The following is a 16196-nucleotide window of genomic DNA, read 5'->3' as shown; positions in this document are numbered from 1 at the left end:
GCCATGGGCGCCTGTGGCTCCGCGCAGCCGGGTCCGGTTCCCAGCGCCAAGACCTCTCCTGCCTCCGCCGGCGCTTCACGGCCGGTCCGGAGCGCGACGCCATCACCGGCTTCCGTACGGCCGGTACCCGTCGACTGTCGCAGGATCCACTGCGTCGCCCTGACGTTCGATGCGGGCCCGGGCCCCGACACGGCGCGCCTGCTGGACGTCCTCAGGGCGAAGGGCGTCAACGCGACGTTCTTCCTCCTGGGAAAGAACACTCTGGCCCGTCCGGCACTCGTACGACGAGAGGCCTCCGAGGGGCATGAACTGGCCAACCACACCTGGACACACAAACACCTGACTGAAGCCTCCGCAGAAGAGATCCGCCACGAGCTCGTCCTTCTCCAAGAACGAGTCAAGGAACTCACCGGCCGCACGCCCACCTTGATGCGCCCGCCTCAGGGACTGACCAACTCGCGTGTCGCCGAGGTCTGCCGCTCCCTCGGCCTCGCACAGATCCTGTGGACCGTCACGGCGAAGGACTACCGCGACCACGACCCCGAGGTCATCACGAGTCGCGTCCTCCAAGGCGCCGGCACTCGGCCCCACGGCGGACCATCGACGACTTCCTGCTGCGCTTCGGCACCGCGCAGGGCGGGTCACCGATCCGGGCGGGTTCTTCGACAACGGCGGGCAACAGTGGTTGCGCGACCCGGACGGGCTCCGGGCGCCCGAACACGACAGGGGCGAGAGGCGGGTGGGTGGCGGCGATGTCGCCGTCGCGCCGGCCCGGCAAGAACCAGCCGAGCACTGCGACAAGTGAGCATCTCCGGCGCTGCGGCGGACTACCCGGTTCCTGACGGTGCGCCGTGGCCACGGCGCACCCGTCGATTCGGCCGACTGCCGCCCGAAATGGCGTGGTCGTCCTCGGCCGGGCAGCGTGGTGCGCCCACGCCCCTTCGCCCCGGAGGTACGCCGATGCCCCAGAAGGCAGCCGCGGTGCCGGGTCCGCCGAAGTCCGGGCCACCTCTGTCACGGTCCGGGGCCGCTCAGGCGACCTGATGCGGCTGGGGGCCGTCGCCGCCGGGTACGCCGTCGTCCAGCTTTTCCTCGTCGTACCGGGGACCGGCCTGGGGTGGGACGAGACGGTGTACGTCAGCCAGGTGTCCCATGCCTCTCCGGCCGCGTTCTTCAGCGCCCCACGCGCCCGCGGAATCACCTACTTGGTCGCCCCGGTCGCCGCGGTCACCTCCTCCGTGCCGGTACTACGGGTCTACCTGGCGGTTCTGGCGGCAGCGGGACTCCTGCTCTCCCTGTGGGTGTGGAGGCGGCTGTTTCCCACCCCCGTGCTCGCTCTGGCGGGCGGCCTGTTCGCGGGGCTGTGGATCACCGTCTTCTACGGTCCCCAGGCCATGCCGAACCTCTGGGTAGCCTTCGGGGCGCTCTTCACCGTCGGGTGCTTCCTGCGGGCCGCCCGCAATCCGAGGACCGCCTCGCGCTGGCCGGCGTCGCCTCGGGGGTGGCATTCGCCGCACTCATGCGTCCCGATGACGCGGTGTGGCTGGTCATACCTCTGCTCTGCGCCGCGTTGGCCGTTCCGCCTTGGCGGCGGGCCGCCCTCGCGGCGGTCCTGGTTGCCGGCCTCGTCGTGGGCGGCGCGGAATGGGCAATCGAGGCCCACCTTCGCTATGGCGGCCTCCTGCCCAGGCTCCGAAGGGCGAGTGAGATCCAAGGCGGTCTGGGCTGGAACCCGGCGTTCGCCGACCAGATGCGCTCGCTTGGCGGCCGGACCCTGTGTCGTCCGTGCGATGGGCCGTTGTCCCGGCCTTACCCGGCCCTGTGGTGGTTCGCCGTGCCACCGCTGACCGCGGGCGCGCTCTTCGCGGCCTACCGCAAGGGAAGGGTGCAGCTGGTCGCCGTACCCACTGCGGTCGCGCTGTTCCTCGCCCTGCCGTACCTCCTGATGATCGGATATGCGGCTCCCCGCTTCCTGCTGCCCGCATACGCGCTGCTCGCCATCCCGGTCGCCCTGTGCCTGACACAACTGATCGCCGCGTGCCGAACCCGCCCGCTCGCCCTGAGCGCGCTCTGCGCCGCCCTGGCCGCCCATCTGGCGCTGCAGTTCACGATCGCTGGTGGTGCAGCGGCCCGCAGCCGCGCCGACCGGGTGGCATTCACCGCAGTCGCCGGCGAACTACGCCGCTTGGGCGTGCGCCCGCCATGCATCCTCAGCGGCGCAGAGGCGGTCCGTGCCGCGTTCGCCACCGGATGCGCTGCCCGTCAGGTGTACGGGGGCCACGACGGCAGCATCACCGCCGACGGGCTCATCTCCCTGGCGCGGACCCGGCCGACGGCAGTGCTTGTGTCAGGAGACCTTCCACCGCCGCATTGGGCCCGCAACTGGCGCCCCCACCCGCTGCCCGACCTGCCGGACCAGCCCGGTTACCGCGCATATCTGGCACCATCGACGCACCCGGAGCATTTTTGATCACGTCACCCCAGCCTCATTCCCGCCGCCGCGGGCGCTGCCGCCTGCGGCGTGCGACGCTGGAGGGAGAACGCCCACGAGCACCCGGACCCGAGCGCCGGGGGACGCGGGAGGTCCGATGGGACGGGATGTCCCGGCGTTGATGTTCACCCGGGAGGACCGGCGCCGCTACCGGGAAAAGACGCAGTCCTGCCTCGACGCGTTCGCCCGCATGCTGCGCGAGGCCCGCTTCGATTACGAGCGGCCCCAGGTCGGCCTCGAGATCGAGCTCAACCTGGTCGACGGCTCGGGCGAGCCGGCCATGTGCAACAGCGATGTTCTCGCCGCCATCGCAGACCCCGCCTGGTCGACAGAGCTGGGCCGCTTCAACCTGGAGATTAACCTTCCGCCCCGGCGGCTGGCCGACGGCGGTCCTGACGCCTGGGAGCGTGAGATCCGTGACGCGCTCAATCACGCCGAGGAACGGGCCGCGACGGTCGGCGCCCACCTCGTCATGATCGGCATCCTGCCGACGCTCCAGCAGAAGGACGTGGGAGGGCACGCCCTCTCGGAGAACCCGCGCTACCAACTCCTGAATGAGCAGGTGTTCGCGGCCCGCGGCGAGGACCTGCGGATCGCGATCGACGGGGTCGAAAGGTTGCGGGCGTACGCCGACACGATCACCCCCGAGGCGGCCTGCACCAGCGTCCAGTTCCATCTCCAGGTCGCCCCCGACGACTTCGCCCCCTACTGGAACGCGGCGCAGGCCATCGCCGGGATCCAGGTCGCCCTCGCCGCCAACGCGCCCTTCCTGTTCGGCAAGGAGCTGTGGCGCGAGACCCGTATCCCGCTGTTCGAGCAGGCCACCGACACCCGTCCCGAGGAGATCAAGGTGCAGGGCGTACGGCCCAGGGTGTGGTTCGGGGAGCGCTGGATCACCAGCGTGTTCGACCTCTTCGAGGAGAACCAGCGCTACTTCCCCGCTCTGCTGCCCCTCTGCGAGGACGAGGACCCGCACGCCACCCTCGAAGCGGGGAACGTGCCCGAGCTGGCAGAACTGAGCCTGCACAACGGAACCATCTACCGGTGGAACCGGCCCGTTTACGCCGTCGCCCACGGCAAACCGCACCTGCGCGTGGAGAACCGGGTGCTGCCGGCCGGCCCGACCGTGGCCGACATCCTCGCCAACGGCGCCTTCTACTTCGGCCTGACTCGGGCGCTGGTCGAAGAGGAGCGCCCGGTGTGGTCCCGCATGTCCTTCTCCGCCGCGGAGGAGAACCTGCACCTCGCCGCCCGGCACGGCATAGACGCCTCGCTCTACTGGCCGGGCATGGGCGAGGTCCCGGCCGCCGAACTCGTCCTGCGCCGGCTGCTGCCGCTTGCGCACCGGGGCCTGGAAGCCACGGGCATGGACGACGTGTGGCGCGAACAACTGCTGGGCGTGATCGAACAGCGCTGCGTGTCCGGGCGCAACGGCGCCACCTGGCAGTCGGAGATGTTCCACCACCTCGACGACAACCTGCGCCGCCACGAGTCGTTGCGTCGGATGACGTGCCAGTACATGGACTTCATGCACATGAACGCCCCGGTCCACACCTGGCCCGTCGACTGAACGGTCCTCTCGCCCGGTCTCAGCCGGTGCCCTCGTGCGCGCCGACCTTCCCCGAGACCGCGTCCTGGAGCGGGGTCATCCGGTTCACCAGCTGCTGGAAGTCGGCGGTCCGGCCGTCGGACCACTGGCCCATGGCGACCACCATGACCCGGCCGTGCCCGGTGAAGGCCTGGACCAGCCCGCTGTCCGCGGGCAGAGCCGGCAGACCCGATCCGGGAGGCGGAGCCTGAACAGCGACCTGGTAGTCGTCGAAGGCCATCGACAGCTCGGTCACCAACCTCAGAGTGTCCTGCGGGTCCTTCATCGTGAAAACGGCCATGTTGTACTGGTTGTTCCGGTCGTCCTTGTAGAGGGCGATCTGCTCGCCGACGCAGCCGGCGCTTTCCTCGATCATGGCGGCCAGCCGGCGTCCGACCCCGCCGGGCTCCGTGCAGGAGTCCATCAGGCGCGAGCCCAGCCGGGTGAAGGCGGCCCCGGAAGGACCCTTGACCTGCTCAGGGAACAATTCGACGAGCGGCATCACGGCCCGCGCGCCGGCGGTCGCGGCCGTCGTGCTCCGCGGCGATACGGCCGACGGCGGCGCGGTCGACGGCGGCGCAGTCGCCGACGCGGCGGACGTGGCCCCGGCAGGTGTGGGCGCGGCCGGAGCGGGGGCGGCGGTTCCGTTGCCCGGTGCAACCCCGGTGTACTTCAGCACGGCGAAGGCGGCCCCCGCCGCCAGCAGTGCCAGCGCCAGGTTCCGCGGCCACACGCGCCGCGTCCGGGGCGCGGGCTGCTGACCTGAGCCTCCCGTGCCCAGCCCGGCCCGGTCTGCTTCGAACCGCCGGACGAAGTCATCCCACTCGTCCGGGTCCGGGCCGCTCCGACCCGTGGGTATCTCGCTGTTGTCAGTCACCCAGGAACCCTAGTGATCAACGCGGCCCAACTGAACAGCAGCAGGTCACAGCCGTATTACTCTGCAAACTGGCAGGGGACCGACGCGCTCGCGAACGCCCGGTGTCCCGGCGCCGGAATGTGGCAGCGGCAGCGGAGCGGGCCGTACCGGGGCACGCACCGTCAGACACCTCGGCGGGCCCGCAGCACGTCCGGCGTCAGGTCGTCCTCCAGTACGAGGCCGGCCGCGGCGAGTTCCCGGCCCAGCTCCCGCCTCGGCAGCGGCCACAGGAGGAAGGACTCCCGGGCGTGGCGCAGGACCCGCCCCTGACGGCACACCAGGTAGGAGTAGTCGTAGCGGATGCGGCCGTCCTCGGCGCACTGGGTGAGCAGCCCGTGGTAGGTGTCCATGCCCAGCCGGACCTGCCCCAGCCCGCGCCGCACCGGCTGCGCGGGAACGCCCGACGGCGGCCGGTCCAGGAACAGCAGGCCGCCCGGCACCAGCAGTCCCGCCAGCACCCGCCACAGCGCGCGGCGCTCTACGGGCGGCAGACAGGGCACCAACCGCAGGCAGACGGCCAGGTCGGCGGGCCCGTCCAGCGACAGGTCGAGGGCGGAGCAGGCGTGCACCGTCACCCGTTCCCCCGCGGAACCGCCCACCGGGGGGTGCAGCCGGGACAGCAGCACGGTCCGCATCGCGGGCGAGGGTTCCACCGCGTGGACGGGTACGTGCGAAGCGCCGATCAGCACCCCGGTGACCAGGCCCGTCCCCGCGCCGACCTCGACGATCCCGAGCCGCGCGGCGGCTGCCGGAGCGGCGAGGGCGAGTGCGTGCCGGTGGTAGGCGCGGGCGTGCAACAGGTCGTAGAACTCGGCCGACACGGCGTACGCCTCACCGGGCGCCTCCCCGGAAATGCCGGGGAGCCCGGAATGGCCCGATGACCCGGGGACGCCGGGGACATCGGGGATGCCGGGGACGCCGGGGCGGCCACAGCGCTCCGGCGGCGCTTCGCGTTCGGCCGGTCGTAAGTCCACCCGTCTGTCCATCGGGCCATCATGGCCGCACGCGTCCCGCCCCACGAGCCCTCGATCCGGCCACGGAGGCCGGTCCGCGTCCCGCTCCGCCCCGGCGTCACGGGGCGGAGCGGGAGCCTCCGGCTAGCGGGTCAGCACCGCGGCGGCGACCGAAGGCGGAACCGGTGCGAGGGCCGCGGGCCGGGTGGTGAAGGTGCCGCGGCCCCGGGTCCGCCCGCGCAGCCGGGTCGCGTAGCCGAACAGCTCGGCCAGCGGCACGACCGCCGTGACCAGCGCCGTCCCCGGCCCGGACGTGGAGCCCGAGATCCGGCCGCGCCGGGCCGCGAGGTCACCGAGCACCGCGCCGACACCGTCCTCGGGCACGGTCACGGTGACCTCCACCACGGGTTCCAGCAGTTCGACGGTGCTCGCGGCCAGTGCCTCGCGCAGGGCGAACCGGCCCGCCGCACGGAACGCCGGCTCCGAGGAGTCCTTGGAGTGGGTGGCCCCGTCGGTGAGCGTGACCCGCAGCCCCGTCACCGGGTACCCGCCGAGCGGTCCTTCGGCGAGGGCGTCCCGGCAGCCGGCTTCGACTGCCCGCGCGTACTCCTGCGGCACCCGGCCACCGACGACCGTGGACCCGAACGAGAAGCCCTCGGCCTCGTCCAGCGGCTCGACGTCGATGACGACGTGCGCGAACTGGCCCGCACCGCCGTCTTGTTTGACGTGCCGGTAGACGAAGCCGGTGACGCCGCGTACGACGGTCTCCCGGTAGGAGACCTGCGGGCGCCCGACGACGACCTCCAGGCCGTGACCGCGACGGATCTTCTCCACGGCCACCTCCAGGTGGAGTTCACCCATCCCCGACAGCACGGTCTGGCCGGTCTCCGGATCAAGGCGCACCCTCAGCGAGGGGTCCTCCTCCACGAGGTGTGCCAAGGCCGCCGAGAGCCGCCCGGTGTCGCCGGTGCGGGCCGCCTCGACCGCCACCGACACCACCGGTTCGGCGACCGATGGCGGTTCGAGGACCAGTGGAGCCCCCGGCGCCGACAGGGTCGTGCCGGCCCGGGCAGCCTTCAGCCCGATCACGGCGACGATGTCGCCCGCCACCGCCTCCTCCCGTTCCTCGTGCCGGTCGGCCTGGACCCGCAGGATCCGGCCGATCCGCTCCGTACGCCCCGTAGCGGCGTCCAGTACGGACTGGCCCTTGCGCAGCGTGCCCGAGTAGACCCGTACGTAGGTGAGCCGTCCGGTCGGCGTCGCCGTCACCTTGAAGGCCAGTGCCGCGAACGGCCCGGTCGGATCGGGGGAGCGCTCCTCGGCCGGACCGCCCGCCGCACCGGTCGTGCCCCTTACCGGCGGCATGTCGGCGGGCGACGGCAGGTACGCGAGTACCGCGTCCAGCAGCGGCTCGATCCCGCGGTTGCGGTAGGCCGACCCGCACAGCACGACGACGCCCTCCCCGGCGAGCGTCAGCTCGCGCAGTGCGCGGGCCAGGGTCGGCCCGCTCAGCGCCGAAGCCGCGCAGAACTCCTCCAGGGCGTCCGCGTGCAGAGCGGCGACCGTCTCCTCGAGGAGCCGGCGGCGCCGCTGGGCCTCCTCCCGCAGTTCTTCGGGCACCGGTCCGCTCTCGTACGTGCCGTCCGTGCCCGCGCGCCCGTCCGCGTGACCGTCCGTATGCCAGTGCAGCGCGCGCATCTCCAGCAGGTCGACGACCCCGGTGAATCCGTCCTCCCGGCCGATGGGCAACTGGACCACCAGCGGTATGACGTCCAGCCGTTCGCGGAGGGAGGCGACGGCCGAGTCGAGGTCGGCGCCCGCCCGGTCGAGCTTGTTGACGAACGCGATCCGCGGCACCCCGTGCCGGTCGGCCTGCCGCCACACCGACTCGCTCTGCGGCTCGACTCCGGCGACGGCGTCGAACACCGCGACGGCGCCGTCGAGGACGCGCAGGGACCGCTCGACCTCGTCGGCGAAGTCGACGTGGCCCGGGGTGTCGATCAGGTTGACGCGGTGGCCGCCCCAACTGCAGCTCACGGCCGCGGCGAAGATGGTGATGCCGCGATCGCGTTCCTGGGCGTCGAAGTCGGTGACGGTCGTTCCGTCGTGTACCTCGCCGCGTTTGTGGATGGCGCCGGTCGCGAACAGGATGCGTTCGGTGACGGTGGTCTTGCCCGCGTCGACGTGGGCGAGGATGCCCAGATTGCGGACGGTGGCGGGGTAATGGGTGGCGAGGGGTCGCCGGTTGCTGCGCATGGCCCGGGGCCTTTCGAATGATGAGGGAACAGGCAGCGCGATTCCCGGAACTGCACACGGCACACGGCCCCGCCTCGCCCGGCCAGGCCGGCGTGAGCCGGCAGCGGGGTGCGGAGGGAGGGGCGGGAACTAGGACAGAGTCACGGGCATACGGTGGCGGCCGCGCAGCCGGCACCGGGCATCGCGAGACACCGGGATCACGTCGTACCGGGCCGGGGGAACGAAGGCGGTGGTGCGTCGCATGCACATGGCCCGGTTCCCCTTCTCTTCACTCGGCGTGGTCACGCGGTGCCCTGTCGGCAGCGCGTGGGGCGAGTGTAGTGAAGGCGCTCGCGAGCGGGCGCGGCATTTTCCGGCTTGCGCGGAGGGCGCGAGAACACGGCAGTGGACCGCAGGCGCCGGCGGGCGCCCGTAGGGGTCAACGATCATCGGCAGGTGGCCCGTGGTCCCCTTGCGTCAGGGGGTAGCCCGCGGCCCACCGCCAGGCATTTTCATCGGTAGCGCAGTGGTGTCTGGGATCGCCGGCCGCGGTGGTGCGGCCGACGGTCAGGCCACCGGGCGGATGCGGTCACCGGTTGCTTGGCGCAGCGCAGCCTGCAGTCGGTCGCGGGTCTCGGTCTGGGCGGCGATCCGTTGGTTGAGGACTGCCAACCGTTCCCACGCGATGCGCAGGCCCTTGCCCGAGGGCGGGGCGGCAGCCACGTCGCCGTCCAGGCAGGGCAGGAAAACGCGCACGTCGTCCAGGGTGAGTCCGGCGGCCAGCAGGTAGCGGATGTTGCGCACCCGCACCACCGCCCGCTCGTCGTAGACGCGGTAGCCGTTGGAGGCCCGCTCGGATGAGATCAGCCCGGCCTGCTCGTAGTGCCGCAGCGCACGGGCGCTCGTCCCAGTAGCCGTGGCCAGCTCACCGATCCGCACCCATTCCACCTCCCGGAGCACTTCTATCACGCCACGACCGCTCCGCCGTCGATCGGGAGTACCACTCCTGTGACGAACGAGGCGCCCGGTGCGGAGAGTTGGGTTATCGCCCAGGCCACCTCCTCGGGTCGGCCGATCCGGCCCAGCGGGGTGTGTGCCAGCTGCCATTCCCGCACCGCTGCCCTTCGCTCCGGGGTCAGGCCCTGATGTTCGCCGATCGGAGTGTCGATCGCGCCAGGCGCGACCGCCACGACCCGGATCCCGCGGGGCGCCAGCTCGACCGCCCAGCTGCGGGTCAGCAGTTCCAGGGCGGTTTTGGTCGCCGCGTAAATCGAGCTTCCCGGCCAGGCCCGTTGTCCCACCGACGTGCTGACGTTGACGATCACGCCGTGCGACTCCCCGAGGAGCGGCAGCATGGCCTGGGTCAGCAGGACCGGGGCGACGAGGTTGGTGGCGAACTGGGCTGTGATCGTCTCCGGCGTCAGGGTGCCGAGGGCGCCGCTGCGCACGATGCCGGCGTTGTTGACCAGCACGTCCAGCCGACCGTGCGTCTCCAGCACGGTCTGGAGGATCCGGTCGGGCCCGCCCGGAGCGGCGATGTCGGCGGCCAGCGGGGTGATCCGCTCGTGCCCGGTGGAGGTCTCCTTGAGCGGTTCGATCCTGCGTCCTACTGCGATCACGTGGGCTCCCTCGGCGGCGAAGGCGTGGGCGGTGGCCCGGCCGATGCCGGTGCCGGCCCCGGTGATGACGACGACCCTGCTGTGCGGTGCGGTGGTGTTCATGCCGGCCATCGTGCAACCTTGTCGCCAGCGGCAAGGTCAAACGCCTTCGCCCACGTGCCAGATGTGTCGAGCCGTGCGCTGGTCGGGAGTTGCCGGCCCATCACCTCCTCGAGCTGGAGCTCTCGGCCGCCGCCCGGACGCCGCCGTGCCATCTCCGGGTCCGCTCGCTGCCAACCCGGGTCGCCTCCCGCATGTGATGAGGCCAGAAGCCGCCCGGAAGGCAGAACGAGCAAGCGCACGGCGTCGGCATCGGCATCGGCATCGGCTTCGACCCCCGAGTGGCCGCGGTACGGGGGCATCCAACGGGGTATACGGCGGCAATGGACGGAAAGGTCTGGCTCACGCTGGCCGCGGTCGTCGCCGCCGCGCTCGCGCTTTACGCGGCCGTACTGCTCGTACGGGTCTTCAAGGCGCGGCGCCTGCTGCTCGACGCCGGGATCCCGCTGCGCGACAAGGCCCTCTTCTGGGTCGCCGTGCTCTACACGGTCTCGCCGGTGGACCTGATCCCGGATCCGGTGTACCTGGACGACATCGGCGTCCTGCTGCTGGCCCTGCGCTCCCTCCACGCGGCGGCGGCCCGGCTGCCCGCGTCCAAGGACACCGCACCCGAGGCGTAGAGCCGAACGGCGGGCGGGCCCCTCATACGGCGGCTGGGACCGACCGCGCGTCGCGGTCGGTCCCAGGCCCGGGTCTGCGGCGGGTGCGGCGGTGCGTGTCAGCTCTGTGCGGTGTCGCCGCTCGCCTGCTCGGTGGCCTCGGCCGTGCCTGCCTTCTCACGCATCTTGCGCACCAGCTCCGCCTTCTGGTCGGCTGCACTCTGGCGGTCGCGGTTGCGGTGGGGGCCGTTGTTCTGTCGTTCGGCGCGGGACAGCTTCTTGCGCTGGCCGCCGCCCTGGCCCACGGGGTTGTTGATGTTCTTGCTGTCGGTCACGGGTTCTCCCGGTAATGATTGAAGTGATCTACGGATTCATCGGTGGGGGACGGGCGGCGACGTCGGAGGACGTCAGCAGGGGCCCATCTCGCTCTCACTCGTGAATCGGCGCCTGGAAGAACATGACAAAGACGTTACCCGGTTCCGCCGGCCCCGCGCACCATCCTGCCCACTGGTGCGGAACACCCCGATGGGCCCTGCCGTCCCGCCCCACTGGGGGTAGATGGCCTGTGGACGGGTGGTGTGGTGGCAGCGGTTGGTGTGCCTCTGCACCGCGTAGCCGCCGACCTGCTGCAATACCTCCCGCTGGCCCGCAGGGGAGAGACCGGAACCAGGCAACCCCGTCGTCCCAGGTGCGGAGCTCCTGGGCGAACCCGGCCCTCGGCCGGTCCGGAGGTGGACTGACCAGCAGGATTCATCGGGCCTGAGACGGATCGGGCCGACCAAGTTCTCGTTATTCCTGCTACGGGGGCAGGTGCATTCATGCCGCTCCGGTGGGGCCAGTGCGGCCCGACGTGTCATCGCTGCTCCGCGGGCCGGCGGCCGGGGTCGGGGCGGTGGTGCCGGGCTCGAAGGTGTTGCGTGCTTCGGCCGTGGTGGGTCCGCCCTCGCCCGTGAGCTTGCTTGGGGCCTGTCCTTCGAGGGTGCGGTGTCCTTTTCCGATTTCGATCTTGCGGCGTTGCGGTTGTGCCGTCTTGGGGACGGTCAGGGTCAGGACACCGTTGTCGAGCTCGGCGTCGCAGTGCTCGACGTCGGCCGCGGCGGGCAGGCTGGTGCGGTACATGAAGCTGCCGTGCCTACGGGTGAGGACCTTGCCCTGGTGTTCTTCGGACAGTTCGCCGCTGATCACCAGTTCGTCGCCTTCCATCTCGATGTCGATGTTCTCAGGCGGGTACCCAGGCAGCTCGAGCTTGAGCGTGTAGGAGTTCTCGTTCTCCTCTTCCTCGGCCATGGGCAGCCAGGTGCCGCTGCCTGTGGCGGGGGCGGCGGCCTGTTCCAGGTACCGGCCCATCTGGTCCCACATCTTCTCGAAGTCCGCAAGCGGGTCCAGTCCGCTGATCAGTGCGCCGGGGCTGGTTCCGCGGCGTCGGATCGGTAGTGCCATGACACTCGCCTCCCGTCGCGATCCCGGGCGGCGGGAGCGCCTCCCGGTACAGGGCGGCTAACCCGGCCATCAGCGGTTAAACCACAGGGGGCTCGCTTAAAGCTTGCGACGTCTGGGCGCGAGGTGACGGGCTCAGGGAGCGGGGGCAGCGGCGAGGAGGGTGGTGGCGTGCTGGGTGAGGGGTCCGTCGTATGGGTGTGGCGAGGCGGCGCAGGGCCTCCGGGGCGGCGTCGCCCGCGGCGATGGCACGGACGAGGGTGCCGACGAGGCGTCCTCGCCGAACAGCTCGCCGTGGGTGGACCAGGCTTCGGCGACGCCGCCGGTGTGGATGAGGATCCGGTCGCCGGGCTCCAGCCGGCAGCGGTGGATCGAGGTGGGTGAGCCCGGGGTGTGGGAGCTCATGCCCAGGGGGCGTTGCGAGGAGGTCCGACTGTGAGCCGGCCGAAGGAGACCTGGGCACCGGGGACGTCGGCCGGTTCGTGTGGCGCGGCGACGTCCCGCAGACACAGGCGGCGCCGGGGGGGGGAGTACCACCGGGGCCGGTCCACGCCGTCGATGCTGCCGCGCCCCGGGTTCTCGCGTACCCGGATCCGCCGAAAGCGGGACCGGAGTGACGGGGGACGTCACGACCCCAGGTGCTTCTACGCCCCTGATCTCTGCGTGGACGCAAGGCGGAGGCGTCTCTCCAGCGGCCAGGCTCGCGCTGCTCGGCCCGCACGCTGGGCGGCGCCCGCGTCGTGCCGATCTGGCCTCTTGTTCCCGACAACGGGGACCTCCTCGAGTTGCCCCGGAGTGCTGTGACCGGAGTGCTCCGGGTCGCCGTCCGAAAGCCTCAGTGTTCGGCGGGCCGGGCACCCTGGGGCAGCCGGCCACCACGGCCCGCGCTGAGGCGTCCGGCTGCGCCTGATGCGGCCCGGCCGCCCCTGCGGCCCCGGTCGCCGCCCTGGATCCGGCTTCCTACCATGGGAAGGTCGGCTCGGGGCTTCGGATTCCGCTCGGGGACGTGCATCAGGGGTGATCCTGTATGGGCCGGTACCGCACGCCCACCGTCGTGGCCGCCGCCTCCCTCTTGCTGACCGCGCTGTGTGCGGGCCAGGCCCCCGCCGCCGCGCCGCCGGGCCGGGTCGGCATCGACGACGTGATCGCCGAAGAACTCGACGACGCCATCACCGCGGCCATGCGCGAGGCCGGCATCCCCGGCGTGGGCGTCGGCCTGTGGGTCGACGGCAAAGACGCCTACGTACGCGCCTTCGGCACCTCCGACAAGACCACCGGCACCCCCATCAAGACCGATATGTACACCCGTATCGGCAGCGTCACCAAGACCTTCACCATCACCGGCGTCCTCCAACTCGTCGACCAGGGGAAGGTACGGCTCGACGCGCCGATCTCGACGTACCTCCAGGGCGTGCCCGGCGGCGACCGCATCACCGTCCGGCAGCTCGCCGACATGCGCAGCGGCCTCTACAACTACACCGAGGACCCCCGCTGGCTGGCCACCTTCAAGGCCGCCCCGTACCGCGCTTGGAGCCCGCAGCAGCTGCTGGACATCGCCTTCCGGCACCCGGCGAAGTTCCCGCCCGGGGCACGCTGGGAGTATTCCAACACCAACACCGTCCTGCTCGGTCTGCTCGTCGAGAAGATCAGCGGACAGCCCCTGCACACCTACCTGCAGCAGCACGTCTTCGCACCGGCCGGCATGGACGCGACCTCGCTGCCGACCGGCACCGAGATCACCAGCCCGTACGTGCACGGCTACACGAACTTCACCCCGGACGGCACGACCGTCGACGCCTCCGGCTGGAACCCGTCCTGGGGCTGGGCGGCCGGCGCGATGATCTCCACCATCGACGACCTGCACACCTGGGTTCCGACCATGGTCAGCGGGCAGCTGCCGGACGGCCACCGGCTGCTGCAACCGGCCGTCCAGGCCCAACGGCTGCACATGCTGCCCACCGGGCACCCCGGGCTGGGCTACGGGCTCGGCATCGCCGACTTCGCCGGCTGGATCGGCCACAACGGCGAGCTGCCCGGCTACGAGACCATCGCCGTCCGCCTCCCGCAGGACCGCGCCACCATGGTCATCGTCGTGAACTCCGACGTCGACGGGAAGTTCGGCAACCTGAGTTCTCTCATCGCCAACAGGATCACCAAGATCGTGTCACCGAAGCACATCTGGTCGCTTCCGACAGAGGCCGAGCCCAATACGCTCCCGGAGCCGTCCACGTCATCCGCACCGCCCGCGTCGCCGAAGCCGTAGGACCGTCCGTTGACCTTCGGGCCGTAGCGCCGTTCGCCATGGCCTTTGCCCATGGCCTTCGGCCCTGTTGCACCGACCCGCGGATTCCTGGGCTCGGGGATCGGTCAGCAACGCGTCCGACGCGATCATGACAACAGCCCGCGCGGCCGGCCGTCGGCTCGGGTTTTCGGGCTGACCTTGCGGGCGCGGCCTGGGAGCTGGAGCGCTCCGGCGACCGGTGACGGCTGCCGCTTCGGGTACCGTCCGCCGGGCCGCGTGCCCGGTCCGCGCCCCGCTGGTCCGGGAGGGCGAGCGTGAGGGCGAGAAGGCCCGGCAATGCTGTGTCCGCCGGTGGAGCCGATGCTCGGGCAGGCTGCCGAGGCGCTACCGGGCCCCGGCCGCCCTGCATGCAGGTCTGGCCTATGAGCGTCACCGGCACCCTTACCCGCCCTGACCTGCTGGTCCGGGGACGCCACGACGCGGCGGGCCGGTGGAGCGCGGTCGGCCGGGCGGTGCCGCTGCGCCCGGGGGGCGGCCCGCCTGGTCGGCGACGGGGCGCGGCCCGGCTGCGCCGGCGCCGACCCCACCACCTGTCCACCACCGGACGGTCGCGGTCACCCCTGGGAGAGCGTCACGTTCCTTTGCGTCGGGGATGAGGCATGCCCGTGGCGTCCGGCGGCTTCCAGGTTGTCGGTCAGCTGGGACAGGTTCCGTTGCCCCGCTTGATGGTGCCGGTGTCGTTCTTGCCCGAGTCGGCCCGGTAGTTGAGCATGGTGGCGGTGCGGCCGCCGATGCCGCCGGTGGTGGTGACGGTGTCCGTGCAAGCGGCTTCGATGACGTGCGCGTTGGCGTTGCCGCCGGTGGCGCCCTTGCCGTTGTCGCGGCCGTATCGGCCAAGGCGGCCGCCGTCGCCGCCCGCGCCACCGGTGACCTTCACGGTGTTGTCTTCACCGGTGCTGAGGATGCTGCCGGTGTTTCCGGCACCGCCGGTGCCACCGTTGCCTCCGTACCCCCTCCACTGGGCGTAATCGCTCTCGTACTTGTCATTCCTCTCCTCGGAATCGCCCCCCTGGCCGCCGTGCCCGCCCGCGCCACCGGTGACGGTGATCTTGTCCCTGCCTACGCCGCCGTTGATGGTTCCGGTGTTGCCGGTGGCTCCGGCACCGCCGTTGCCACCCCGCAGTCCGCCCTCGGCACCACGGTCCTCGCCCTTGGCCCCGCTGCCACCGCGGCCTCCGGATACGGTGATGGTGTCGTTGCCCGGGCCGCCGTTGATGGTTCCCGCGTTGCCGGCCTTCCCGTCCGTGCCCGATTCGCCGAAAGCCTTGCCGTCCATGCCGTGCCGACCGGTGACGCGATCCGGTCGTCTCCGCCCAGACCGTTGACCGTGGTGTCGCCCTTGACGCCCTTCGGACAGTCGATGACGTCATTGCCGCTGGTGCCCTCGATCATGGTCCCGGTGACCAGGCGCCCGTTCACCGTGCAGGCGGTGCGCCACGGCTGGGCCCTGAAGCCGACGGAGCCGACGCCTGTCTGGACCCAGGGGTGGGCGGGCTCGGACTTGGTCTCGTAGAGGGTGCCTCCGGGGCCGGTCGCCTCGATCCAGTCGACGTGCCAGTCATCGGGGCCACCGCCGGCGAGCCGCATTTCCACGGTTGTCAGGCTGGTGCAGTTCTCGGCGATGTTGTCGACGGTGTACTCGTCCGTGGCTCCACGCTCGAAGTCGTCGTAACCGGTCTTGTCCAGCGTCCGCCAGTCGCTGGAGATACCGGAATTGGGCTGGCACCAAAACCTGACCTGCACCTCACGGTCCGTGCCGGCGTTCCCGTCGTTGAGGGTGGCGATGGTCAGGTGAGCAGTCTTGTAGTTGGGCGCGGCTGCCACGGGCATGGCGCCGGCGAGCACCATGGCCCCGGCGAGAATTCCCAAGCCAAGCGATCGTGTGTTCTTGACGTTCAGGCACCTTCTGTTGAGCGGGTTGCCCTGGGGGCCAGGGCGGAACAGGGAGGGGAGTGAT

Annotated in this window: 16 protein-coding genes; 5 read left to right on the top strand and 11 right to left on the bottom strand. The window is 71.4% G+C overall.

Annotated features, from left to right (window positions below; all coding sequences use genetic code 11):
• Positions 1-3 precede the first annotated feature (3 nt).
• Positions 4-1044 carry a polysaccharide deacetylase family protein gene (locus tag OHA81_RS01395; RefSeq protein WP_329201942.1) on the top strand — a complete coding sequence of 347 codons (1041 nt, stop codon included), beginning with the start codon at positions 4-6 and terminating at the stop codon, positions 1042-1044.
• On the opposite strand, the gene OHA81_RS01390 is transcribed toward OHA81_RS01395, so the two are convergent.
• Positions 1032-1154, bottom strand: a complete 123-nt coding sequence (locus OHA81_RS01390) for a hypothetical protein (RefSeq protein ID WP_329191892.1) — start codon at positions 1152-1154, stop codon at positions 1032-1034. The two genes, OHA81_RS01395 and OHA81_RS01390, sit on opposite strands and share 13 nt — an antisense overlap.
• 365 nt (positions 1155-1519) lie before the next feature.
• Here OHA81_RS01390 and OHA81_RS01385 point away from each other — a divergent pair, with 365 nt between their 5' ends.
• Entirely contained in the window at positions 1520-2470 is a 951-nt protein-coding gene (locus OHA81_RS01385) for a hypothetical protein (protein WP_329191891.1), read from the top strand.
• Between the two features lie 118 nt (positions 2471-2588).
• Entirely contained in the window at positions 2589-4061 is a 1473-nt protein-coding gene (locus tag OHA81_RS01380; RefSeq protein ID WP_329191890.1) for a glutamate--cysteine ligase, read from the top strand.
• 19 nt (positions 4062-4080) lie between these two features.
• Here the strand turns inward: OHA81_RS01380 and OHA81_RS01375 are convergent, their stop codons facing one another.
• The 5 genes from OHA81_RS01375 to OHA81_RS01355 form a co-directional block, all read right to left on the bottom strand.
• Positions 4081-4956: a hypothetical protein gene (locus OHA81_RS01375; protein ID WP_329191888.1), complete on the bottom strand. Its 876-nt coding sequence runs from the start codon at positions 4954-4956 to the stop codon at positions 4081-4083.
• A gap of 161 nt (positions 4957-5117) precedes the next feature.
• Positions 5118-5981: a class I SAM-dependent methyltransferase gene (locus tag OHA81_RS01370; protein ID WP_329191887.1), complete on the bottom strand. Its 864-nt coding sequence runs from the start codon at positions 5979-5981 to the stop codon at positions 5118-5120.
• A 111-nt stretch (positions 5982-6092) separates the two neighbouring features.
• Positions 6093-8204, bottom strand: a complete 2112-nt coding sequence (gene fusA, locus OHA81_RS01365) for an elongation factor G (RefSeq protein WP_329191886.1) — start codon at positions 8202-8204, stop codon at positions 6093-6095.
• A gap of 546 nt (positions 8205-8750) precedes the next feature.
• Positions 8751-9122 carry a MerR family transcriptional regulator gene (locus OHA81_RS01360; RefSeq protein ID WP_329201940.1) on the bottom strand — a complete coding sequence of 124 codons (372 nt, stop codon included), beginning with the start codon at positions 9120-9122 and terminating at the stop codon, positions 8751-8753.
• A gap of 26 nt (positions 9123-9148) precedes the next feature.
• A complete protein-coding gene (locus OHA81_RS01355) occupies positions 9149-9913 on the bottom strand; it encodes an SDR family NAD(P)-dependent oxidoreductase (RefSeq protein ID WP_329191884.1) in 765 nt (254 codons plus the stop codon).
• Positions 9914-10224: 311 nt separating this feature from the next.
• Between OHA81_RS01355 and OHA81_RS01350 the strand changes: the two genes are divergently transcribed.
• The gene (locus OHA81_RS01350; protein WP_329191882.1) at positions 10225-10521 is read left to right on the top strand and encodes a YkvA family protein; all 297 of its coding nucleotides are present in this window, start codon (positions 10225-10227) and stop codon (positions 10519-10521) included.
• Positions 10522-10619: 98 nt separating this feature from the next.
• On the opposite strand, the gene OHA81_RS01345 is transcribed toward OHA81_RS01350, so the two are convergent.
• The 3 genes from OHA81_RS01345 to OHA81_RS01335 all read right to left on the bottom strand — a co-directional run bounded on the left by OHA81_RS01345 (position 10620) and on the right by OHA81_RS01335 (position 12342).
• Positions 10620-10835 (bottom strand): DUF6243 family protein, encoded by a 216-nt coding sequence (locus OHA81_RS01345; protein WP_329191880.1) that lies wholly within the window; start codon positions 10833-10835, stop codon positions 10620-10622.
• Between the two features lie 481 nt (positions 10836-11316).
• Positions 11317-11940 carry an Hsp20/alpha crystallin family protein gene (locus OHA81_RS01340; protein ID WP_329191879.1) on the bottom strand — a complete coding sequence of 208 codons (624 nt, stop codon included), beginning with the start codon at positions 11938-11940 and terminating at the stop codon, positions 11317-11319.
• A gap of 132 nt (positions 11941-12072) precedes the next feature.
• Positions 12073-12342 carry a hypothetical protein gene (locus OHA81_RS01335; protein ID WP_329191877.1) on the bottom strand — a complete coding sequence of 90 codons (270 nt, stop codon included), beginning with the start codon at positions 12340-12342 and terminating at the stop codon, positions 12073-12075.
• Positions 12343-12964: 622 nt separating this feature from the next.
• Here OHA81_RS01335 and OHA81_RS01330 point away from each other — a divergent pair.
• Complete coding sequence (locus OHA81_RS01330) at positions 12965-14200, top strand: serine hydrolase domain-containing protein (protein ID WP_329191875.1); 1236 nt, start codon at positions 12965-12967, stop codon at positions 14198-14200.
• A gap of 673 nt (positions 14201-14873) precedes the next feature.
• Here OHA81_RS01330 and OHA81_RS01325 read toward each other — a convergent pair.
• Together OHA81_RS01325 and OHA81_RS01320 are read right to left on the bottom strand one after the other, a co-directional pair.
• Positions 14874-15116, bottom strand: a complete 243-nt coding sequence (locus tag OHA81_RS01325) for a hypothetical protein (protein ID WP_329191873.1) — start codon at positions 15114-15116, stop codon at positions 14874-14876.
• A 182-nt stretch (positions 15117-15298) separates the two neighbouring features.
• A complete protein-coding gene (locus OHA81_RS01320; RefSeq protein WP_329191871.1) occupies positions 15299-16087 on the bottom strand; it encodes a PLAT/LH2 domain-containing protein in 789 nt (262 codons plus the stop codon).
• Between the last annotated feature and the right edge of the window lie 109 nt (positions 16088-16196).

Source organism: Streptomyces sp. NBC_00667, from assembly GCF_036226825.1.
GTDB lineage: Bacteria > Actinomycetota > Actinomycetes > Streptomycetales > Streptomycetaceae > Streptomyces.
The sequence above is the reverse complement of the archived record's forward strand: the minus strand, read 5'-3'. Positions and strand labels throughout refer to the sequence as shown.